Source organism: Sodalis sp. RH14 (assembly GCF_047324285.1).
In the GTDB taxonomy this organism is placed as follows: domain Bacteria; phylum Pseudomonadota; class Gammaproteobacteria; order Enterobacterales; family Enterobacteriaceae; genus Acerihabitans.
This window is the reverse complement of sequence record NZ_CP178739.1, coordinates 3,341,555-3,365,099: the sequence shown is the minus strand read 5'-3', so window position 1 is coordinate 3,365,099 and position 23,545 is coordinate 3,341,555. Positions and strand designations below refer to the sequence as shown.

Annotated in this window: 13 protein-coding genes and 1 tRNA gene; 7 read left to right on the top strand and 7 right to left on the bottom strand. The window is 57.2% G+C overall.

Annotated elements, in window-relative coordinates; genetic code table 11:
* Positions 1-292 precede the first annotated feature (292 nt).
* Positions 293-1,084, top strand: a complete 792-nt coding sequence (gene phoH / locus ACL2XQ_RS15275; protein WP_410015371.1) for a phosphate starvation-inducible protein PhoH — start codon at positions 293-295, stop codon at positions 1,082-1,084.
* Positions 1,085-1,209: 125 nt separating this feature from the next.
* Here phoH and ACL2XQ_RS15270 read toward each other — a convergent pair.
* The 4 genes from ACL2XQ_RS15270 to ACL2XQ_RS15255 all read right to left on the bottom strand — a co-directional run bounded on the left by ACL2XQ_RS15270 (position 1,210) and on the right by ACL2XQ_RS15255 (position 4,965).
* A tRNA-Ser gene (locus ACL2XQ_RS15270) sits at positions 1,210-1,299 on the bottom strand.
* Positions 1,300-1,670: 371 nt separating this feature from the next.
* The gene (locus tag ACL2XQ_RS15265; protein WP_413722625.1) at positions 1,671-2,519 is read right to left on the bottom strand and encodes an ATP-grasp fold amidoligase family protein; all 849 of its coding nucleotides are present in this window, start codon (positions 2,517-2,519) and stop codon (positions 1,671-1,673) included.
* Entirely contained in the window at positions 2,488-3,810 is a 1,323-nt protein-coding gene (locus ACL2XQ_RS15260; protein WP_413732885.1) for a flippase, read from the bottom strand. Before ACL2XQ_RS15260 ends, ACL2XQ_RS15265 begins: the two co-directional genes overlap by 32 nt.
* 336 nt (positions 3,811-4,146) lie before the next feature.
* Positions 4,147-4,965 carry a winged helix-turn-helix domain-containing protein gene (locus ACL2XQ_RS15255; protein ID WP_413722627.1) on the bottom strand — a complete coding sequence of 273 codons (819 nt, stop codon included), beginning with the start codon at positions 4,963-4,965 and terminating at the stop codon, positions 4,147-4,149.
* A 958-nt stretch (positions 4,966-5,923) separates the two neighbouring features.
* On the opposite strand from ACL2XQ_RS15255, the gene ghrA reads away from it, so the two are divergent.
* Both ghrA and ACL2XQ_RS15245 read left to right on the top strand, forming a co-directional pair.
* Positions 5,924-6,865 carry a glyoxylate/hydroxypyruvate reductase GhrA gene (gene ghrA, locus ACL2XQ_RS15250; RefSeq protein WP_413722628.1) on the top strand — a complete coding sequence of 314 codons (942 nt, stop codon included), beginning with the start codon at positions 5,924-5,926 and terminating at the stop codon, positions 6,863-6,865.
* 74 nt (positions 6,866-6,939) lie between these two features.
* Positions 6,940-7,491 carry a molecular chaperone gene (locus ACL2XQ_RS15245; protein WP_413739397.1) on the top strand — a complete coding sequence of 184 codons (552 nt, stop codon included), beginning with the start codon at positions 6,940-6,942 and terminating at the stop codon, positions 7,489-7,491.
* 692 nt (positions 7,492-8,183) lie between these two features.
* Here ACL2XQ_RS15245 and ACL2XQ_RS15240 read toward each other — a convergent pair.
* The 3 genes from ACL2XQ_RS15240 to mdtH form a co-directional block, all read right to left on the bottom strand.
* The gene (locus ACL2XQ_RS15240) at positions 8,184-8,759 is read right to left on the bottom strand and encodes a lipoprotein (RefSeq protein WP_410015365.1); all 576 of its coding nucleotides are present in this window, start codon (positions 8,757-8,759) and stop codon (positions 8,184-8,186) included.
* A 150-nt stretch (positions 8,760-8,909) separates the two neighbouring features.
* Entirely contained in the window at positions 8,910-9,557 is a 648-nt protein-coding gene (gene grxB / locus ACL2XQ_RS15235) for a glutaredoxin 2 (protein ID WP_413732882.1), read from the bottom strand.
* A 104-nt stretch (positions 9,558-9,661) separates the two neighbouring features.
* Positions 9,662-10,867: a multidrug efflux MFS transporter MdtH gene (gene mdtH, locus ACL2XQ_RS15230; protein ID WP_410015363.1), complete on the bottom strand. Its 1,206-nt coding sequence runs from the start codon at positions 10,865-10,867 to the stop codon at positions 9,662-9,664.
* Positions 10,868-11,150: 283 nt separating this feature from the next.
* On the opposite strand from mdtH, the gene rimJ reads away from it, so the two are divergent.
* The 4 genes from rimJ (at position 11,151) to murJ (ending at position 23,417) form a co-directional block, all read left to right on the top strand.
* Positions 11,151-11,735, top strand: coding sequence for a ribosomal protein S5-alanine N-acetyltransferase (rimJ, locus tag ACL2XQ_RS15225; RefSeq protein ID WP_410015362.1), 585 nt, complete (start codon positions 11,151-11,153; stop codon positions 11,733-11,735).
* Positions 11,736-11,756: 21 nt separating this feature from the next.
* Positions 11,757-12,707 carry a Gfo/Idh/MocA family protein gene (locus tag ACL2XQ_RS15220; RefSeq protein WP_413723431.1) on the top strand — a complete coding sequence of 317 codons (951 nt, stop codon included), beginning with the start codon at positions 11,757-11,759 and terminating at the stop codon, positions 12,705-12,707.
* Positions 12,708-13,124: 417 nt separating this feature from the next.
* Complete coding sequence (locus tag ACL2XQ_RS15215; protein ID WP_413739396.1) at positions 13,125-21,668, top strand: GH36-type glycosyl hydrolase domain-containing protein; 8,544 nt, start codon at positions 13,125-13,127, stop codon at positions 21,666-21,668.
* A 213-nt stretch (positions 21,669-21,881) separates the two neighbouring features.
* Positions 21,882-23,417: a murein biosynthesis integral membrane protein MurJ gene (gene murJ, locus ACL2XQ_RS15210; RefSeq protein WP_413722633.1), complete on the top strand. Its 1,536-nt coding sequence runs from the start codon at positions 21,882-21,884 to the stop codon at positions 23,415-23,417.
* Positions 23,418-23,545: the final 128 nt, after the last annotated feature.

Here is a 23,545-nt window from a genome sequence, read left to right as displayed (position 1 = left end):
CACCAATCGCCTCCGGAACAGTCGGCGGTTGTAATTTCAACGCTTCGTTTCCAACTTCGTTTTTGCCGACCGGCAATGTAATTGTTCCCTTGTGTTCTCAACTCCGTTGCTTTTTTCCAACTGATGCGCACTCCGGTACGTCCGTATTGTCCATGCGAATGCAACGGGCCGTGTCATCTTATCTCATGGCTATTATTGGCTTTAAAGGAAGCCACAACCTCATCTGAATGTGAAGCGTAATCACCAGGCCTATGCCTGTGTGAATGGTGAAACAAACTGTAAGGTGCCACTTATGGGAAGACAAAAAGTAGTGATCAAAGCTCGTCGCGAAGCTAAACGCGTTATCCGGCGTGAATCACGCAATCACAAAATGCGTGAAGAGGACTCGGTCACTTCTCTTGTTCATATGAGCGGGATTGAATCGATAGGCATGGCGCGCGACAGTCGCGACACCAGGTTAATAGAGGCACGTAATGAAGTCCAGGAAGCTTATTTAACAGCCATTGAGACCAAACAGTTAATTTTCGCAACCGGCGAGGCAGGGTGTGGTAAAACCTTCCTTAGCGCCGCTAAGGCTGCCGATGCGTTAATCCACAAAGAGGTTGACCGTATTATCGTTACCAGGCCGGTATTACAGGCCGACGAAGACCTGGGTTTTCTGCCGGGGGATATTGCTGAAAAATTCGCCCCTTATTTCCGACCGGTTTATGATATTTTGCTGCGCCGGCTGGGGTCGTCCTTTATGCAATATTGCCTGCGCCCTGAAATTGGCAAGGTGGAAATCGCTCCTTTTGCGTATATGCGCGGACGTACCTTTGAAAATGCGGTAGTTATTCTGGATGAAGCGCAGAATGTTACCGTCAACCAAATGAAGATGTTTTTGACCCGTCTGGGAGAAAATGTCACGGTTATTGTCAACGGCGATATTACGCAATGTGATTTGCCCAGAGGGGTAAAATCCGGACTGGCGGATGCTCTGGAGCGGTTTAACGAGGAGGATGAAATGATCGGTGTGGTGCGTTTCGGCAAACAGGATTGCGTTCGCTCCGCGCTGTGCCAGCGTACGCTGAATGCCTATCGCTGACGGTCGCTACGCACGCGGCGTCAGTATGGCGCCTTATCATTGAGTTAAAAAAAGCCCGGATAATCATCCGGGCTTTTTATTACCGCCAGGCCAGGCTGTTAACAACAGCTTGACCCTAATAATTTTGGCGGTGAGGGAGGGGTTCGAACCCTCGATACGATTTCTCGTATACACACTTTCCAGGCGTGCTCCTTCAGCCACTCGGACACCTCACCACGCTGTTAACCAAGGGTCAACGGGGCGGTACTATAGGGATTCGTCCCATTCCGGTCAAGTATAATTTATCAGGGATGCGTTGTTTGCTCAGGGTTTGAGCGCATCGCTTGTCTGGCGGCGGTGGCGATGCCATCGGGCCTGCCGTCAGGGGTGAATAATGTGCGGCGCGGGGGAGGGCAGGGGGTATTTCGCGCGGCAAGCCTCAGTATTATGCCGCCGGCAACGCCCAGCCGAAAAAGCTGGGAATAGCCCGCCCGTTCATGTGTGCAGACAATGCTATTCCCGGTTCGCCTCTCAGCGATATCGGTGCAGTAAAATACCATTTAATGACATCTTATATTTATTATCATTTCTACCACAGGCCCCGGCGTTACTCGGTAAAAAAACTGCCCCATTGGTGCTGCACCCCTTCCGGATACATTTTGCACAGGCCACCGCCCGGCGTAAAGGTCAGCTCACCAAAATAGACATTGCCTTCGGCTTCATAAAAATCCACCCTGACATAATTAAAATCCGCCGCCAGACGTTTTGCCAGCGTCACCATTTCCGGTAAATTCTTAGGCGCGGGCATAGGGATAGGGTTGTTCGGCAAGCCCATCCTGATATCGGTCTTGTGCCATTCAGTATCAAATACGTCGCGGCGATGCAGACCATAACGGTCGTAGTCAACCTGGATAAAAATATGCATCTCACCCTGCTGGTTAAAGCAGTGGAACTTGATATCGTTGGGTATATGGCCCTCGTCCTGCAGCAGGTGCTCCACCAGGATGCGGGGCTGGATTTTTTTATAATGTTTTTCTCGATTGGTTTTGTAATAATTGGTTTTAGTCCAATAACGGGTTAACGCACTGAGTTGGGCGAAGGTGGTATCCGCTTTATCGTGCACGACTAAGTTAAAACCACATCCATGGTTGGCCTTGATAACGAAGGTTTGCGGAAGAGCCGCATAAATTTCTTCCGTGAGTACATCGAACACTGCGTGCAGCGGGATGAGATATTTTTCGCCTATGGTGTTAGCAATATAATCTCGAACTTTGTATTTATCTGCTAAGTTTGTGTAAATCTGCTTAGGCCGAAAATTACGTATAGTGATTTTCTCGCTAAAGGTCGTTGGCTGGGTCATGTTCGGCCATTTTTTGAATACACGCGCATATTTTAATTGATGATACAAGAAATCTGGCAACATTTTAAACGCTTGCCTGACGAGTGGATTTAACATAGTTTTGCACCTCAATTATAAAATTTGGAATACTTTTATAGGCACTGAGCAACTGATAAGTGACTAACCCTTTTTTGAACAACGCATTGAGCACGAACAGAGATAGGACCTCGGATAATAAGGTTGATAGCGCCGCGCCCTTTATGCCGAATAGCGGAATAAAGTGATAATTGAGGGCTATGTTCAGTAAGGCGATAACCGGCATCTTTAATGCGACAAAATGATAGCCGGAATGCATCAATATTATCCGGTACGAAATGGTGCCCAATACGCTGCAAAGGGATGTCAATGCACATATCAACAGGATGGACGCCGAGTCTTTATAGGCGGCACCATAAATTAACTGTATGATATCGTGACTAAAAAAACCTATGATGATTATCACCGGCGCGCACACTACCAGGGTGACCATATACAGCATGCGCACACGGTCCGCGGCCCTTTTGGCATCGCGCTCGCTGGCGATGGTGCTCATAAACGAGGTAATCAGCGCCATGGGAACCAGCACCCAGCCACCGCTTATCGCCAGTGCCGCGCTATAAATACCCACCGCATGATAACCAATGAATTTCGCCAGCATTATCTGATCGATACGGGTATAGATCACTATCGCCAGGCTGGATATAGCCAGTGGCAAACCCACCTTCAGCAAATAGATATTATAAAAGCGGCTGTATTTGGCCTTCAGCTTTCTTTTATAATGAATCCCTTTAGCCTGTTGATGGCGATAAAATAGAACCCTGCGCACAATATAAGGTACAAAGCTTCTGCCCGCCAAGGAAACCGCAAACCATATCAAGCTTAGCTGCAACCAGGCAAACAGCAGGTTGGCTAGCACAAATATAACCAATACCGTGTTGTTGATAATCAGGTTAACCTTGGACGCCAGAGTCGCGTCGTAATACAGTTTGTAAATATCCCTTAAGGTAAAAAACGTTCCCAGTAATAAAATCAATAAAATATAAAAGTGTTGCCGTGGGACAGAGTAATATGCCCAGAAGAGCAGTCCCGCGCTGAAAATGATAAACAGCAGAAACTTTATACGCAACGAGGCTGCCATCAGGTTCATGCCACTGTGCGGTTTTTTTGCTATGCGATTGAATAAGACATTGTCACTGCCCAATTGTATAAAAGGCAATATCAATGCGATAATCGAAACTAAATAACTCAGCGTACCGAAATTTTCAGGTCCAAGATAACGGGCTATATACATTGCTGAAATGATGCCTGCGCCTGCAAAGCATAACTTCTCAAGTATGATCCACAATGAATTATAAATGATAGCTCTCATGTTCCTCTTCGGGTAAAAATGGCTAAAATTCCGATGTCAATAGAGCTGTTAAAAGTTGCTTAACAAGGTAGCTACAGGCACGTATCCGAAATATAACTTTCTCGAATAATTGAAAAATATAGCTTTATGCTTACTTAGGCAAATAAAAAAAAGTAAAATAATTTTTAGAAAAATAATTTTAGTTTCATGGAATATAAGAATTGACTGAAAAAAGGATAATTTCACCTGAATTTCATTTCACTTAACGGCAGGAGAAATTTCATTAGCGGATAAAAAAGCCCGAATATCTATTCGGGATTTTTTATGAAAATAACGAGGGCGTCAGGGAGTGAAACGCTACTTTTCACCTAACGCCTGGCAATCGAAAGCAACGCCGTCGAATTTGACCGTCAGGCTTTTGCAGGAAAATGCGTCACTGGAAGAACTATTATAACCTAACGGGCACGTCAGGGTCACCGCGTTGACTTTATTGAACCGCGCCAGTTCCAGTGCATAAGACGCGAAAGGGATTTTAATTGTTGAAAAGAAATACATTATCAAAGGAGATAAAATAAAAAAAGCCATTAATCCCAATATGATTTTACTTTTGGTTTGCTGAATCCTGGCCGCAAAAGCGGAAGAAACATCTTTTAACGGATTCGATCTATTTACTGTCGGTCTGGTAATGGTTTTTGTAATTCTCGAAGGCGGCGGCAATGCCCAGGTGGGCTGGTCAAAAAACGCGTCTTCCATGGTGGCCGCTTCCTGGATATTGGGCTCGCAAGCCACGCGGGCCGCCGTAGCCGCTGTGGCCTGCGCGGGTTCCGGTCTTAAGGGCTCAGGTACGTATTCATCGACGGATTGAGGGTTAAAGAAAATATTAACCATTTGTTTTTCTTCAATGATATAGCCTATGCGCGGTATGGTTTTAATTATGTCGTGGTTCTCATCCCCCAGCTTCTGGCGAATGGATTTTATCGTTTGGTTGATGGTCGAATCCGAACAATAGGTTCCTTTCCAAATCTGATTAACCAGCTCGGCACGCGTCACCGCCGCTGGTGAATTCTGGATTAATAAATTGAGTATCTGGTACTCTTTCCAGCGCAGACGACTATGGATATTGGGCGCAATTGTCACATCAAGATGATTGATCGTGATGGGTTGTGTAAGTTTCATCTCAAAATACCTCAATAGTATTTTTTTTCTTATCATATCGCTGATCCGCAAGCTACACGCGATCATAAAATTTTCAAGAGTTATAAAGGGTAACTGTCTGATATTTTATTTTTTTCATCACTCATTTACCTGCTCATAGATTTCTCCAATACCTGGTAGTTAGGTTGTACGTTTTGAGTCCTTTTAAACAATAGTCGAGACCGGGGAAGTCGCGACGGTAATAAATCTGAATTTAAAAACATCAAATCGTACCTTTTTGCGCAAGTGAAATTACAAAACCTAATAGTTTATGGGGTTAATCATGCTTTTTTATAAAATTTCATTGTTTTATTTACTTTTTCCGAGGAATAGATAAACGTTAATTTTAAACTTTTAGTTGTAAATGTCCGACTGGATAAGGGAGCCTACATTCAGGGCATGCAGGCCCTGATATCAGATTTTTGCGGTGACGGGCTAAACACGCGTGCAACCGCCAGCCGTCCTACTATTGTCGTAAGATCATAAAGTTGATTCGTATCATGACGCTATACCCTAAGCGGTTCGGAATAATTATTCATGTCTAAGCGCATACAAAAAATGCGAAAAATAATATCGGCCAGTGAGTAAATTTTTTTTCGCTTATTCTTTTTCACAAGCAAATACCGCCCGATGTTTATTCCGCAATCAACCCAGCGCATGCATAAGATAATTCTTAATGATTTCACTTTTTGTCACTTAAATTTAGCTTTTTTATGTTATGACGCCTGCATCAGCCGTCACAGGGCCAGGCAATAAGGCACAAAATGTTAACTGCTAGTAAAAAATGACTATATGCGCCAGCCTGCGTATTAGCGATTGCGATTTTTAGCATGGGCAACCGCTGTGGTTACCTGTCATACCGTTTGGCAAGATTGTGCTTTACCCAGGCTAACGGTATGTTAAATGGTGAAAAAAAGCTGGGATGGAAAGGCGTTTTATTATGAGGATCATTTTTTATCACCCGACGGACAACGCGGCGGTGTGGATCGACGGCTTGCGGCAACGATTTCCTGACGCTGATATCAGATTGTGGCGAGAGGGCGTAGACCTGCCGGCCGATTATGCCGTGGTCTGGCATCCTCCCCGTGCGATGCTGGCCGGCCGGCCCGGCCTTAAAGGCGTGTTTGCCCTCGGCGCGGGAGTGGACGCCTTAATGGATCAGGTGCGCCTGCACCCGGATATGCTGCCGGCGAATGTACCGCTGATGCGGCTTGAAGATACCGGCATGGCGCAGCAGATGATTGAGTATACTGTCGCCGCGGTGCTGCGCTATTACCGGCGCCTGGATGAATATGCCCTGCAGCAAAACCTGGGAGAATGGCGCGAGCTGGCGCTGCCCGCCAGGGAAACCTTTCTTGTCGGCATCGCCGGCGCGGGGGTGCTGGGCGGTAAAACGGCAATGGCGGTGCGCGCCATGGGTTTTCCGGTGCGCTGCTGGAGCCGCCGCGCGAAGGTCATCCCGGGAGTGGCCAGCTTTGCCGGCCGGGAAGGCCTGGACGCGTTTCTCAGCGGCGTACAGGTACTCGTGAATCTGCTGCCGAACACGCCGCAGACGACAGGCATCCTGAACGCCGCGCTGTTTGCGCGCCTCAATCGCGGCGCGTATATCATCAATATTGCCCGTGGTGCGCATATGGTGGAAGACGACCTGCTTGCCGCTCTGGCGCAGGGGCAGATTGCCGCGGCAACGCTGGATGTCTGCCGGCAGGAGCCGCCGCCGCGCGATCATCCTTTCTGGGCGGCGCCGCGCATTACGCTTACCCCGCATATTGCCGCCACGACACTGCCGTCGCAGGCCATGGACAGCATTGCCGATAACATACGTCGTATCGAGACCGGGCAGACGCCGCTTGGCCTGGTTGATCGCCTGCATGGGTATTAACACCATTGCGTCAGGGGACGTTTTATGACAAGGTCGGCGCCGGTTTTACTTTGCTTACTAAAACGGATAACACGATGAATGATTTTTCCATGGTCTGCCGGGTGCTGGGAACGTTATTTTACCGCCAGCCGCAGGATGCCATGCTGGCGCCGCTGATGACGCTTATCAGCGAGGGCAAGCTGACGGCCCATTGGCCCCTGGAGCAAGACGCTCTGCTGGCCCGCCTGCAGCAAAGCTGCGAACCGCAGGCCCTGGCCGCGCAATACGCTTTGCTATTTACCGGCGACGAAGCAAAAGTCCCGCCACTGCGCTCGGCGTGGCTGGCGGCGGATGAGGGCGAGGTCGTGGCCTTCCTGCAACAGCTCGGCATGCCGGCCGGAGACGGCCCGGCAGATCATTTCGGCGCGCTGCTTCTTGCCGGCTCGTGGCTGGAAGATCATGCGCGATTGGATGAAACACTGGCCCAGAGCCAGCTGTTCGATCTGTATTTGCTGCCCTGGAGCGATCGCTTTTTGGGTAAAGTGGAGGCCTGCGCCACCGGGGACTTTTATCGGGTACTGGCGATAATCTGCCGCGAAGCCCTTGAGGCGCTGCGCGAAGAACTGGACGAAACCCCGGCTGAATAGTAGGGCGATCACCCATGCCGCATAAAACCTGTTAAAGGGAGAGCCTGCCGATGGGGTTGAATCGGGCGTGGTTTTCCCGCCCGACCGAGGCCCCATGGCATGCTAGGCCCGCCAATGCCGGACTCAAGGCAGACGTGTTCAAGGGAGAGCATGCCGATGGGGTTGAATCGGGCGTGGTTTTTCCGCCCGACCGAGGCCCCATGGCATGCTAGTCCCGCTAACGCCGGACTCAAGGCAGACGTGTTGAAGGGAGAGCATGCCGATGGGGTTGAATCGGGCGAGGTTTTCCCGCCCGACCGAGGCCCCATGGCAGGGTATGCCCGCCATCACCCATGCCGTATAAAACCTGTTCAAGGGAGAGCATGCCGATGGGGTCGAATCGGGCGTGGTTTTCCCGCCCGACCGAGGCCCCATGGCATGCCAGGCCCGCCAACACCGGACTCAAGGCAGACGTGTTAAAGGGAGAGCGTGCCAATGGGGTCGAATCGGGCGTGGTTTTCCCGCCCGACCGAGGCCCCATGGCAGGGTATGCCCGCCATCACCGATGCCGCATAAAGCGTGTTAAAGGGAGAGCCTGCCGCTGGGGTTGAATCGGGCGTGGTTTTCCGCCCGACCGAGGCCCCATGGCATGCCAGGCCCGCCAACGCCGGACTCAAGGCAGCCGTGTTCAAGGGAGAGCATGCCGATGGGACTCACCCAAACGGGATAACCAGTTTGCCCGGTTTAACCTCCAATCCCTGCGCCAGCTTTTTCACCAACGCCTCATCTTTATTGCGATTGGCGTCCAGCACATACGCCGGCGTATTATCAAAATAGGATTTCAGCGCATGGTCGAGATAAGGCGACAAAGCGCGAAAGGTGGTGTCGACATCAGCCGGCTGAACCTGATAATCCACCAGACGCATATCTTTCAGAAACACCGCGCCCTGCGACTTATCATAATACGGCTGCGCCTGCAGGGTCAGCGTCGCCTCGGCCTGCTGCGACCCGAACAGGGTATCGACATTGACCGTGGCGTTACCGGATAACCGCACCTTATCGGGCTCGGCGCGGCCGATCTCGCTGGCCAGATGGGTGACGACGATATGGGCGTTGGCCAGTCCGGGAACGCCGATATTTTTACTGAAATCGTTATGCTTTTGCAGATAAGCGTTTATTTCCTGCTCACTGATGCTGTACTGCGTCAAATTATTGCAGCCGCTTAATAAACTGCCGGCCAGCACGCAGCTGAAAAGCAGCTTAATCCATGCAACGAAACGATTTTTCATGCTGTCCTCTACCCTCAATACCGTGGCGTCTGCTCATTACAGGATAACCGTCTCGCCCCGGCGGATCATGCCGTACGCACCGGAAAAAACTCACTATGCCTCAGGAACGCCCCGCGCCCGGCGTACCGCGGCCAGGCGCGGGCAAGCAGGTTATTGCGCTACGCTGGTAAGCAGATTAACCTGAGTCTGCTTGGCCATATTATCGCGATATTCAGCCACCCGCGTCGGCCATTCCAGCCCCGCAACGATGGTCAGGGAACGCAGGCGGGCAAACAAATGGAAATCATCGTCGGACAGCTCGCCGTTACAGGCGTTGGACTGCTGGATCAACGGCTCAAGCTCGCGCAGCTGCTGGCTGACTTTTTTTACCAGCCCCGGGGTATGGGCCAGAAGTTCCTCAAAGCTGCCGCTGGCCGCTTCTTTTTTCCTGATAAAGTAATGGCGCGCCTCAGGAGTGGCAAACTCTGCAAACTTGCCGTTAACGTTACGCGGCAACACCAGCGGATAGGCGGCCGGATGGTTTGCTTCCAGCCATTTGCCGATAGCGGGATTGACGGGCCCCGTCACCAAAGGGCTACCATAATGGGTGTCGATATAATGGACGATATCCATGCTCTCCGGCATATAGCCACCGTCCTCCTTCTGCAGGATCGGCGCCACTTTTTTCCCCACCATGCCGATAGGTGTCGCCTCGTCGTCGTTCATCAATACCTGGAGACTGATAGGAATATTTTTCAGGCCGAATATCATCCGCGCTTTGACGCAAAACGGGCAGTGCTCATAAATGTAGAGTTTCATAATGAAGCATGTTCTCCTGGTTAAATGCGTGCGGCGCGCCATACCGCCGCGCGCCGGACAGGGTAATAATCATTATGGGACAACATGGGCCGGGCCACCAATCCTCAGCGACCGCTCAGCATGGCCGGTTCAATCCGGCGCTGATGGAATTGACGGTACAGCCCGAACAGGGTTGCGCACCCGATAAGGCCCAGCATTATCCAGGGCAAATCGGGAACGTCCAGCCGGTGCCCGACGTCATATAACCAACCGCCGCCGCTATAGCCGATGGCGCCGCCCAGGGCCAGGCCAAGCCGGCTGAAACCCAGGTAGCTGCCCCTGGCCCGGCTGTCCGCCAGCGACGCGCTCAGGGTTTCCCTGGCCGGTTCGGCAATAATGGAACCCAGGTAAAACATGCCGATCAGGCAGAACAACGTCTGCAGGCTGTCGGTCATGCCGATGGGGAACAGGCTCAGCGTCATGATCATCAAACCCGCCATCAGCCGCAATTCGAGGCTAAAGCGCTTTTCGCTCCAGCGGGCGATAGGGTAAAGCAGCGTCAGGGATAATACCGCCTCGATGGCGTACATCCATTTTACCGCGGCGGGCTGGCCGGCCACTTCGTTAACGCGGATCGGCAGCATCAGCATGACCTGCACCGCCAGCATATAATAGCCGGTCAGCGTCAGCACGTAGGTGACGAAACGCCGATCCCTGAATACCCGTCGCATGCCGTCGCGCATGGGCGCGCGCACCGATGAGATGCGATATGCCGGCAGCCACCAGGCGTTGAACATCGCCGCCAGGATAAACATCAGCGCTCCCGCCCAGCACACCAGATGGAAATCGTACTTTAATAACCAACTGCCGATCAGCGCCCCGACCACCGAACAGGCGCTGTCCTGCATCATCAACAGCGAAAAGAAGCGGCCGCGCTCGTGGGGCCGGGTCAGCTTGACCACCAGCGCGGTGCGCGGCGGATCAAACAGCGTACCGCCAAGGCCCGACAGCAGGCAGGAAAGCCAAAGTATCCAGGGTTGATCGGCGACGGCCATCAGCGCAAAGCCCAGTGCGCGCAGCAGCATGCCGGTAATAATCATCGGCTTGGCGCCCAGGCGATCGGCGATGGCGCCGCCAAAAATACCCAGGCCCTGCTGGATGAGCTGACGCAGCCCAAGCGCAATACCGACCAGAAGCGCCGCCCAGCCCAACTGATCGACAAACCTGATGGAAATCAGCGGAAACACGACAAAAAAGCCCAGGACCACCAACATATTATCCATAAGCAGAAAATATTTACCCAAGCTCCGAGCTTGCGACACCGAGGACATGCTTCACCACAAACCAAAAAGAAATTTTACGAGAACACTTATTCTGAACGTAATGCGTCCATAACGATAGCCCGGCAAAGAGGATAATTTTTTATCGAAAATTATTAATAGAAACGCTAATTTATGAGAGGGATCATCTTCTCGCGCGTTAACAGGATAACATCGGCGCCGGGAGATTGTATGATGGTGACATACGCCGGGTTGTATCATCGCCGCGCATCACGCCGGTACCCAGACCCTAAGGTAAACATGATTCAATAATCGCCCGGACTGCGGAGGGAAGATGTTTGGCTATCGACAGGCGTCGCCAAAAGTGCGACTGGTTACCGCCAGACTGGTGGTGCGTTTGGTCCACGAACGCGATGCTTACCGCCTGGCGGAGTATTATGCCGGCAACCAGGCGTACCTGAAACCCTGGGAACCGGTGCGCGATGAAAGCCACTGTTTTCCGTCGGGCTGGCAGGCCCGGCTGGGGATGATCACCGAAATGCACCGGCAGGGCACCGCCTACTATTTTATCCTGCTCGATCCCGGGGAAAACGAAGTCTACGGCGTGGCCAATTTCAGCAATGTGCTGCGCGGCTCCTTCCATGCCTGTTTTCTCGGGTACTCGCTGGGCGAAAAATGGCAAGGGCAGGGGCTTATGTTCGAAGCGCTGCAGGCCGCCATCCGCTATATGCAGCGCCATCAGCAAATGCACCGTATCATGGCTAACTATATGCCGCACAACCAGCGCAGCGGTAATCTACTGGCCCGCCTGGGGTTCGAGCGGGAAGGATATGCCAAGGATTACCTGCTGATCGACGGGCAATGGCGCGACCATATATTGACGGCACTGACCTATGCCGCCTGGAAGCCCGGGCGGTAAGCGTTTTTCAGGGGTATTGACATTATGACATTACGTATCGGGATTGTCGGACTCGGCGGCATCGCGCAAAAGGTCTACCTGCCGCTGTTGTGCCAGGCGGGGGACTGGGAGGTGGCCGGGGCGTTTTCCCCCAACCAGGCCAAGGCGCGCACGCTGTGCGCGGCTTACCGCATCGAAAGCTTTCCCAGCCTGGACGCCCTGGCGCAGCGCTGCGACGCGGCGTTCGTGCATACCAGCACCGCCAGCCATTTTGCCGTGGTTAGCCATTTACTGGAACGGGGCCTGCACGTCTATGTGGATAAGCCGCTGGCCGCAACGCTTGAGCAGGCGGAACGGCTGGTCGCCCTGGCGGCCAGGAAACAACGGGCGCTGATGGTAGGATTTAACCGCCGTTTCGCGCCGCTCTACCTCAGGCTGAAACAACAGATGCGGCAGCCCGCCTCCCTCCGCATGGATAAACACCGTCTGGACAACGTCGGTCCCGAAGCGATGGGCTTCACGCTGCTGGACGATTATCTGCACGTGGTGGATACCGCGCTCTGGCTTGCCGACGGCGCGCGGGATCACGCCGCTGCGGCTAATGACGCCGCCGGCGGGCCCCGACTGACCGGCGGCATTCTGCGGGATAACGCCGCCGGACAGATGTTGTACGCCGAGCATCATTTTATGCACCGGGGCTGCGCCGTCACCACCAGTATGCATCGCCAGGCCGGCAGCCAGAGCGAAACGGTGATCGCGGTGACCGCCGGCGCGGTGTACCGCGTCGAGGAGATGCGCGTGTGGCGCAGCGAAAGCCAGGGCGTCATCAGCGAACTGCCGGTGCCCGCCTGGCAATCGATCCTGACCCAGCGTGGTTTTACCGGGGCGGTGGCGCATTTTATCGCGGCGGTCTCCCATCAAACCCAGCCTGAAACCAGCGGCGAACAGGCGCTGATGGCGCAGGCCTGGATAGAGCGCCTGCCGGCCGGTTAAACCCTCGTTCCCGCCGGTCCGTCCGAACCCCCTTCCGGGACGGGACATAGCGTCATAGCCTGTTTGCAACGATTGTCATGACGGCCCAGGCATAATTGCATCAGGTTATTGGCGCAAATGACCTTTATGGTCCATAGTCAGAGAACCCGATATCGGCGCGCTGCAATGCGGCGGGCCGGGGGGCGTTTACGCGCCTCCCAATAAGTTCCTACATACCTATTAAGCCTTAAGGGCGTCTCATTCCAGGCGCGACGCATAGCGCCTCTTTCCAGGGTTTGTATCGCCGCCATGGCAAGGTGGATTTCGCCGTGTCATGGATAACGGCAACAAGTTGGCGCGCTGGCGATATAACGCCGTATTTGGCACCGATAACATTTTCGTAATGCCTGTGGCATGAAGCCGCAGGTTAAGGCTGCTATGAAAAATTTGCTTGCTGGGATCTACCGTTTTCGTGAAGCCTCGTCACCGTGGAACGATCCTGCCCCGGTCAGGAAAGAATTATTTGGTGTTGAACGCCTTGAGCAGCACGCGGAAAGCCTGGCGGCCGCCCAGGCGATCGCCGACCGCCCGCCGACCGTCTCGCCGCTGCGCCAGCGCCTTAATGATAATGCCGCGGTGTTGCTGGCGGCCTACCGCGCCAGCGCGCTGGAACTGGAAAAAGGCCATACCGTGGTGCCGGCCGCCGAGTGGCTGCTGGATAACTATCATCTGGTCGAGGCGCAGATCCGTGAAATCCGCGAAGATCTGCCGCCGAGTTTCTACCGGCTGCTGCCAAAGCTGGCGCAGGGGCCGTTTGCCGGTTACCCGCGGGTCTTCGGCGTGGCATGGGCGTTTATCGCCCATACCGACAGTCATTTCGATCCGGAAAACCTCAAGCGTTTTATCGCCGCCTACCAGCGGGTACAGCCGCTCACCATCGGTGAACTCTGGGCGGTGGCCATCACCCTGCGCATCGTGCTTATCGAGAACCTGCGGCGGCTGGCGGATCAGATGAGCGAGGGGCGCCAGGCCCGGCAGGAGGCCGAGGACCTGGCCAATAAGCTGCTGGCCAAAGGCAATGCCCAGGCGGCGATGGAGGCGGCGCATTTATCCGCCTATACCTTGCCGCTTAATGAGCATTTTGCCGCGCAGCTGGCGAAACGCCTGCGCAACCAGGATCCCCGCACCACCCCGTCCCTGGCCTGGCTGGAAGAAAAGCTTCACCAGCAGGACAGCTCCATCGAATCGATTGTGCAAAACGCCCAGCAGCGCCTGGGCGCCTCCAACGTCACGGTGCGCAATATCATCACCAGCATGCGCCTGATCTCGGATATCGACTGGGCGACGCTGTTTGAAAGCATCAGCCTGGTGGATGAACGTTTACGCCGGCACAGCGCCTTTGACGAGATGAATTTTACCACCCGCAATCTTTACCGCAGCGCCATCGAGCAGTTGTCGCGCGGATCGTCCTACAGTGAGCTGGATATCGCGGATAAGGTCCTGGCGGCCGCTCATGAAGCCGCGGCCAGCCAGAACGATCCTCTCGAGGCCGCCCGCGTCGGCGATCCCGGTTATCACCTGATTGCCGGCGGACGCAGACGCTTTGAGCAGTCTATCGATTTTAAACCGCCATGGCGCTTACGCATCAGCCGTATGGCCATTGAACCTGGCATCGCCGGCTACGGCGGGGCGATTATCCTGTTAAGCCTGCTGCTGGCCGCATGGGCGGGGAGCAAGCTCTTGGCTGCCGGCCTCGGCGCTGGCGCCCTGGCGGTCTTTATTATCCTGGCGCTGCCGGCCCTGAGCGATGCCGCCAGCGCGCTGGTCAACCGGCTGGTCAACTGGCGCCTCGGCGCGTCGCCCCTGGCCGGCCTGGCGTTAACCGACGGGGTGCCGACGGCGTTGCGCACCATGATCGTCGTGCCAGTGCTGCTCACTGACCAGGAGGACATCACCGAGCAAATCGAGCGGCTGGAAGTCCACTACCTGGCCAGCGGCGAAGGCGATCTCACTTTTGCGCTGCTCTCCGATAGCCTGGATGCCCCGCTGGAAACGCTGCCCGGGGACGCGGAGCTTATCGCCTGCGCAAGGGAAGGCATCGACCGGCTGAACCAGCGTCATGGCCCCGGACCCGCCGGCGCGCGTTTTTTGCTGTTGCACCGTCGCCGCCTGTATAACGAACGCGAATCCTGCTGGATGGGATGGGAACGTAAACGCGGCAAACTGCACGAACTGAACCGTCTGCTGCGCGGCGCGCGTGATACCAGCTTCCTGCCGGGCAGCCAGGTGCCGGAAGGGGTGCGCTATGTGATCACCCTGGACGCCGATACCCGGCTGCCGCGTGAAACCGCGCTGCTGCTGGTGGGGAAAATGGCTCACCCGCTGAACCGACCGAAATTCGATGCCGGCAAAAAGCGCATCGTCAGCGGCTATGGCATCCTGCAGCCGCGCATTACGCCGTCCCTGCCGCTAGGCAACGACGGCTCTATCTACCAGCGCGTCTTCTCGGGGCCGGGCGGCATGGATCCCTATGCCTCGGCGGTCTCGGATGTCTATCAGGATTTGTTCGGCGAGGGATCTTATACCGGCAAGGGCATTTACGACGTCGATGCGTTCGACGCCGCGCTTGACGCGCGCATTCCGGAAAATACCCTGCTTAGCCACGATCTGTTTGAGGGTATCTATGCCCGCGCCGGCCTGGCCTCGGATGTGGAACTGGTGGAAGACTCGCCGGCGCGCTACGACGTGGTGGCGAAAAGACAGCACCGCTGGACGCGTGGCGACTGGCAGTTATTGCCCTGGATCATGAACGGGCGCAACGGCATCAGCCCGGTGCCCGCCGTCGGCCGCTGGAAGATGATCGACAACCTGCGCCGTTCGCTGCTGGCGCCGTTCAGCCTGCTGGCCCTGGGTTGGTGCTGGCTGCTGCCGCCGGCCGCGGCCGCGCTGGGCGTACTGACGCTGATTGCTGCCTTCGCCGTGCCATCGCTATTGCCGATTTTCTGCGATCTGCTGCCGCGCCGGCGGCGTATCCCGCTGCACAAGCATTTACATAACGTCGCCATCGATTTGCGCTATGCGCTGCTGCGCATCCTGATGCAGATCGTGTTTTTAGCCGACAACGCCTGGCATATGCTGGACGCCATTGTGCGTTCATTATCACGGGTACTTTTCAGCCATCGCAAGCTGCTGGAATGGACCACGTCGGCCCAGACCGGCGGCAGCCCGCGCCTGGGGTTGGGCGGGTTTTGCCGGCAAATGTCCGCCGGCATCCTGCTGGGACTGCTGATGGCGGCCCTGGCGCTGGCGCTGGCGCCATGGAACTGGCCGCTTGTCGCCGTGTTCGCCCTTTTATGGCTGTTGTCGCCCGTCATGGCGTTATGGGCCAGCCGGGAGCCGGTGATTGCGCCGCAGGTGGCGTTGAACGATAAGGAAATTCAGACGCTGCGCCTGATTGGCCGCCGGACCTGGCGCTTTTTTGAAACCTTCGTTACCCCGGTGGATAATATGCTGCCGCCGGATAATTTCCAGGAAGAACCCAGGCCGGTGGTGGCCCATCGTACCTCGCCCACCAATATCGGGCTGTATTTGCTGTCCACGGTGGCGGCCCGCGATTTCGGCTGGGCGTCCACCGGGGCGACGCTTGACCGGCTGGAAGAAACCTTCGCGTCGCTGGATAAGCTGCAGCGTTATCGCGGCCACTTTTTCAACTGGTATGAGACCCGCAATCTCGAGGCGCTGGCCCCGGCCTACGTATCGTCGGTGGATAGCGGCAACCTGGCCGGTCACCTGATCGCCCTGGCCAACGCCTGCGAAGAATGGCGCTGCGCGCCGGTGGCGCCGGGCTGGCGTGCCGGCGCCATGGATCATCTGTTGTTAATCCGCAGGGCGTTAAAAAAGGCGCCTGAAATCGACGGCTTGCCGCTCGACGCCCTGCTGGATGAAATCGCCGCCCAGCTGGCGCGGCAGCAGCCCGATAATACCTTGCTGCCCACGCTCGCCACGCTTAGCGAGGAGGCCTGCGGTTTAATGAGCGATCTGGCTGTGTCCCCCGAGGCGGAACCGACTGATGACGCCTCGCACGACGACGCGCCGGAACCGGGGCTGATGTTCTGGCTGGAGGCGATGAGAACCAGCATCGCCGGACTTAACGCCGATCGCCTGTTGGCGGCGGACAGCTATAACGAACGCCTGCAGCAACTGGCGGATCGCGCCAGGGCGCTGGCGCTGGGCATGGATTTCCGCTTTTTGGTGGATGACGAGCGCAAACTGCTCTCCATCGGTTACTCCTTCACCGATAACCAGCTCGACAGCAGCTGTTATGATTTACTGGCGTCCGAAGCCCGCCTGGCCAGCCTGTTCGCCATCGCCAAGGGCGACATTCCCACGCGCCACTGGTTCCGCCTCAGCCGCGCCGCCATTCAGTCCGGTAAAGGCGCGGCGCTGATCTCCTGGTCCGGGTCGATGTTTGAATATTTGATGCCGTCCCTGGTGATGCGCGCCGCCGCCGGCACGTTGCTGGAGCAGACCAACCGGGTGGTGGTGGCCCATCAGCAGGCCTATGGCCGCATGCTGAAAATTCCCTGGGGCGTCTCGGAATCCGCCTATAACGCGCGCGATTTGGATTTAACCTATCAATATTCCAACTTTGGCGTGCCGGGGCTGGGGCTGCAGCGCGGCCTGGCGCAAAACCAGGTTATCGCCCCCTATGCCACCGGCCTGGCGTCGATGGTGGATGCGCGCGGCGCACTGCTTAATTACCGGCGGCTGGCGAAGATCGGGGCGCGCGGCGATTATGGCTTTTACGAAGCGCTGGACTTTACCGCCGCAAGGCTGCCTGATAACCAGAAAGTGGCTATCGTGCGCAGCTATATGGCCCATCATCAGGGCATGACTATCGTGGCGCTGGATAACGCCCTGCTTGACGGCGCCATGCGCGCGCGTTTCCATCGCGAGCCGATGATCCAGGCCAGCGAGCTGCTGTTGCAAGAACGCATGCCAAGGGAAGTCGCCCTGACAAAACCGCATGCCGAAGAGGTGAAAAAAGCGGTGGTCAAATCCGGCCACGAGTATCTTACGCAGCGCCGGTATTCCGCGTTGCCCGCCGGCGCGCCGGTGACCCATCTGGTCTCCAACGGTCATTACGCCGTTATGCTGACCGTCTCCGGCGGCGGCTACAGCCGCTGGGGCAATATCGCCATTACCCGCTGGCGCGAGGATGTCACCCGCGACGACAGCCGTTCATTTATTCGTTTCCGCGATCTGCGCAGCGGCAAGATCTGGTCGGCCGGTCTGCAAATCCAGGGAACGGATTCGCTGAGCGAACGCCGCGTGCGGGCGTTGAAAGGGAAGTCTTTCAACCAGGTGATCTTCAGCGAGGACGACGCCACCTTTATCCACCATGACCGCACGTTGACCACCACGCTTAACGTGCTGGTGTCCGGCGAGGATGACGGCGAGGTGCGTCGTGTCATGCTGACCAACAGCGGCCGCCGTACCCGCGAAGTTGAATTGACCTCGTATGCGGAGATTGTGCTGGCGCCGGCGAATGTCGATACCGCCCATCCGGCGTTTGCCAAAATGTTTGTGCAGACCCGCTATCTGCCGGAATTTACCGCCCTGGTCGCCACGCGCAGGACCCGAACCCCGCAGGAACCCCACGTCTGGGCGGCGCATCTGGCTATTGTGGAGGGCGAAAGCCTGTCCGACGCACAGTATGAAACCGACCGGGCTCGGTTTATCGGCAAGGGTTCGTCGCCCACCTATGCCGACGCGGTGCTGGGACGGCAGCCGTTGTCCAATACGGTCGGCACGGTGCTGGATCCGATTTTCTCCCTGCGGCGACAGGTCCGTATTCCGGCGGGCACCTCGGTCAGGGTAACCTACTGGACGCTGGTGGCCTCTTCTGAAGAAGAGCTGATGAAGCTCATCGATAAGCACCACGACCGCAGCGCCTACAAACGGGCGAAAACGCTGGCCTGGACCCAGGCGCAGGTACAGTTGCGCCATCTGGATATCAACGCCGAGGAAGCGGCCGACTTCCAGCGCCTGGCCGCGCCGTTGTTGTATGCCGATTCGCGTTTCCGCGCGCCTTCCGCCTCGATTATCCGCGGTTCCGGCGTCCAGTCGGGCCTGTGGCCCTTGTCTATTTCCGGCGATCTCCCCATCGTCTTGCTACGTATCGACGATATCCAGGATATCGCCCAGGTTAAGCAACTGCTGCGCGCCCATGAATATTGGCATATGAAGTTGCTCAGCGTCGACGTGGTGATTATTAATGAACACGCCTCATCCTATTTGCAGGATCTGCAAATCGCCATTGAGACGGCGGTGCGCAGCAGCCAGTCCCACCCGCGTTACACCGGCGATGCCTCGCGCGGCGGCGTCTATACCCTGCGCGCGGATCTGATAAGCCAGGAAGCGCGTATGCTGCTGCAGTCCGTCGCCCGGGTGGCGCTGCTGGCGCGGCGCGGCAGCATCGGCTCGCAGCTGGCTTCGCTGGAACTGCCGCAGGTCTCCCTGCTGCCGCAGCGCAAGATGCGCCTGCCGACGCCCGGCGCGTTGCCCGTGCCCGCGGACCTGGCGTTCTTCAACGGCACCGGCGGGTTCGCCAGGCAGGGGCGTGAATATGTCACTGTGATTGACGCGCAAACCTGCCCGCCGGCGCCCTGGATCAATGTGATTGCCAATCCGGACTTCGGATTCCAGGTGTCGGCCCGGGGCAGCGGTTATACCTGGGCGCAAAACAGCCGCGAAAACCAGCTTACGCCCTGGCTGAACGATGCGGTGGCGGACAGCGGCGGCGAGGCCATCTATATCCGCAACGAGGTCACCGGCGCCTTATGGAGTCCCACGGCGCATCCCATCAATGATGGCGGTCGCTATCTCGCCCACCACGGTTTCGGCTACTCCCGCTTCGAACACAATACCCTCGAGGCGGCGGTAACGCTGCTTCAGTATGTGCCGCTGGAGGATTCCATCAAGATCTCCCGGCTGACCATTCGCAACCTGAGCGATCAAACGCTGCACCTGTCCGTCTCCGCCTATGTGGAATGGGTACTGGGCACTTCGCGCAGCGCGTCCGGGCCGTTTATCATCAGCGAGCATGACGAAAGCACCGGCGCGGTGCTGGTGCGTAATTCATGGAGCACCGCCTTCCAGAACCGGGTGGCGTTTGCCGACCTCGACGGCCGTCAGGACGCGTTCAGCGCGGACCGTACCGAGTTTCTCGGCCGCAACGGCGCCATGGCGGCGCCCGCCGCGCTGGTCAACGGTGGTCGCCTGAGCGGCGCCTGCGGCGCGGGCTTTGATCCCTGCACGGTATTGCAAACCCATATCGAGGTTGGGGTAGATCAAAGCATAGAGGTGGTCTGGTTTATCGGCCAGAGCGACTCGGCCGAAAGCGCCCGCCGCTTAATCGAACGCTATCGCGCCGCCGATCTGGACGCGGTGCTGGCGGAAGTGACCGGCCACTGGCAACAGCGGCTGGGATCGATACAGGTGACCACGCCCGATCCGGCTATGGATATCATGCTTAACGGCTGGCTGCTGTACCAAACCCAGGCCTGCCGTATCCAGGCCCGCTCCGGCTTTTATCAGGCCAGCGGGGCCTATGGTTTCCGCGATCAGCTGCAGGACGGCATGGCGCTGACCTTCGCGCAGCCGCAGCAAACGCGCGGACATTTACTGCGCGCCGCCGGCCGGCAATTCATGGAAGGCGATGTACAGCACTGGTGGCTGCCTCACTCCGGCCAGGGAGTGCGTACCCGCATTTCCGATGACCGGGTATGGCTGTCGTTCGCCGTCGCCACTTATATCAACTGCAGCCGCGACGAAGCGGTGCTGGACGAAGTGCTGCCCTATCTTGAGGGGCCACTCCTGGCGGAGGGCGAACACGACGCCTTCTTCCAGCCGATGGTGGCCGCCGAGAGCGCGACGCTCTACCGGCATTGCGTACAGGCCATGGAGCAGTGCCTGGAACTTACCGGCGCGCACGGTCTGCCCCTGATGGGCACCGGCGACTGGAACGACGGCATGAACCGGGTCGGCGAAGGGGGCAAAGGGGAAAGCGTCTGGCTGGGTTGGCTGCTGATCCGCACCCTGACTTTGTTCATGCCATGGGTTGCGGCCCGCGAGCCTGAACGCGCGGCGCGCTGGCAGGCGCACAAGGAATCCGTGCGCCAGTCGATCGAGCGCGACGCCTGGGACGGCGAGTGGTATCGGCGGGCAACCTTTGACGACGGCACCTGGCTCGGCAGCAAGGATAACGATGAATGCCGCATTGACTCCATCGCCCAGACCTGGTCCGTGCTTTCAGGGGAAGCGGACCCCACGCGCGCGGCGACGGCCATGGCCGCGCTGGATCGTTTGTTGATCCGTCGCGAGGATAAGTTGGCGCTGCTGTTTACGCCGCCGTTCGATAAGACCACCCACGACCCGGGTTATATCAAGGGCTATCCGCCGGGATTGCGTGAAAATGGCGGCCAATATACCCATGCCGCCATGTGGGCCATCCTGGCGTTCGCCGGGTTGGAGCAGGGCGATAAGGCGCATGAGCTGTTTGCCTTGCTCAATCCCATCAATCATGCCCGCACGCCGCAACAGGTGGCGCGTTACAAAGTCGAGCCTTATGTTATCGCCGCCGATGTCTACTCCGTGGCGCCCCATGTCGGCCGCGGCGGCTGGACCTGGTATACCGGCTCGGCCGGCTGGATGTACCGCGCCGGCGTGGAAGGCATTCTCGGTATTCGCCGGGAAGGCGACGTATTGATTATCAATCCGTGCCTGCCTTCCGGCTGGCCGGGCTTCGACGCCGAGGTGCTGGTGCTGGACACCCGTTTCACCATCGAAGTCACCAATAGCGGCCTGCATCCGCGCGGGGTGAGCGAGGCGATACTTAACGACGCGCCTCTGGCGCTTAGCGATCGTCAGGCGCGTGCGCCGCTCGATGGGGGCGTCCATCACCTGGTGCTGAAGTTATAACGCGGTCTTGCCCCGGGAACGGGGAATATCTGCCGTCCGCGCCGGCCCGGGGTTCCGGGTTGTCGCGGGCGGACTTACGCCGCGTAACAACTCGCAGTAGCGATTTCCTGAAGTCAGGGTAGACTAGGCGCACTTATAAAAGGATCAGGGTGCCGGCGGGAGCGACGTTGTTCCCTTCACCCCGGCATCCGGGCGCTGTAGAAAAATAACTCCATGAATTTATTGAAATCACTGGCTGCTGTCAGTTCCATGACCATGTTCTCGCGGGTGCTGGGTTTTGCCCGCGATGCGATTGTCGCCCGCATTTTCGGCGCCGGTATGGCGACGGATGCGTTTTTTGTCGCCTTTAAGCTACCCAACCTGCTGCGGCGTATTTTCGCCGAGGGGGCCTTTTCCCAGGCGTTCGTGCCGATACTGGCGGAATATAAAACCCAGCAGGGCGAGGAAGCCACCCGTACCTTTATTGCTTATATCGCCGGCCTGCTGACCCTGGCGCTGGCCGTGGTGACGCTGGCCGGCATGCTGGCCGCGCCCTGGGTTATCATGGTCACCGCGCCGGGATTCACCGATTCGCCGGATAAATTTATCCTGACCTCGTCCCTGCTGCGCATTACCTTCCCTTATATCCTGCTGATTTCACTGGCGTCGCTGGTGGGCGCCATCCTCAATACCTGGAACCGTTTCTCGGTGCCGGCGTTTGCCCCGACGCTGCTTAACGTCAGCATGATCGGTTTTGCGCTGTTCGCCGCTCCGCACTTCCATCCGCCGGTGCTGGCCCTGGCCTGGGCGGTGGTGGTGGGCGGTGTGCTGCAGCTCGGCTATCAGTTGCCGCACCTGAAAAAAATCGGCATGCTGGTGATGCCGCGCATCCAGTTTAAGGATGCGGGGGTCTGGCGGGTGCTGCGCCTGATGGGGCCGGCGATCCTCGGGGTATCCGTTAGCCAGATTTCACTGATTATCAATACCATTTTCGCTTCCTTCCTGGTCTCCGGCTCGGTCTCCTGGATGTATTACGCCGATCGGCTGATGGAATTCCCATCCGGCGTGCTGGGCGTGGCGCTGGGAACCATTTTGCTGCCTTCGCTGGCGCGCAGTTTTTCCAGCGGCAACCATGACGAATATTCCCGCCTGATGGACTGGGGGCTGCGGCTGTGTTTTGTGCTGGCGCTGCCCAGCGCCGTGGCGCTCGGGATCCTGGCGAAAGCGCTTACCGTATCGTTGTTCCAGTACGGACGCTTCTCGGCTTTCGACGCCGCCATGACGCAACGGGCGCTGATGGCGTACGCGGTGGGGCTTATCGGCCTTATCATGGTGAAGGTACTGGCGCCGGGGTTTTATTCGCGCCAGGATATCAAGACGCCGGTCAAGGTGGCGATCGTGACGTTAATCATGACGCAGCTGATGAACCTGGTGTTTATCGGCCCGCTCAAGCATGCCGGGCTGTCGCTGTCCATCGGCCTGGCCGCCTGCCTGAACGCCGGTTTGCTGTACTGGCAATTGCGCAAGAAAGACATGTTCCAGCCCCAGCCGGGCTGGTTGCCGTTTCTGGTGCGCCTGATCATCGCGGTGGTGGTGATGGCGGCAGCGCTGCTGGGCATGCTGTGGGTGATGCCCGACTGGGCGCAGGGTACGATGCTGGCCAGGCTGCTGCGTCTGGCGCTGGTGGTGGCGGTGGGCGTGGTGGCGTATTTCGCCACCCTGGCGGCGCTGGGGTTTCGTATCAGGGATTTTGCCCGCTCGGTCAGCTGACTCCAGCTTGCGCTGAGATCCTGGGTGTTTAACGCTGTTCACAGGGGCGTGGCTCACATCCCTGTGAGCCACGCCAAGCACGTCGGCGGCGGCGTCGCGATTGCCGATGATGCCCGCCGCGCGGCGTG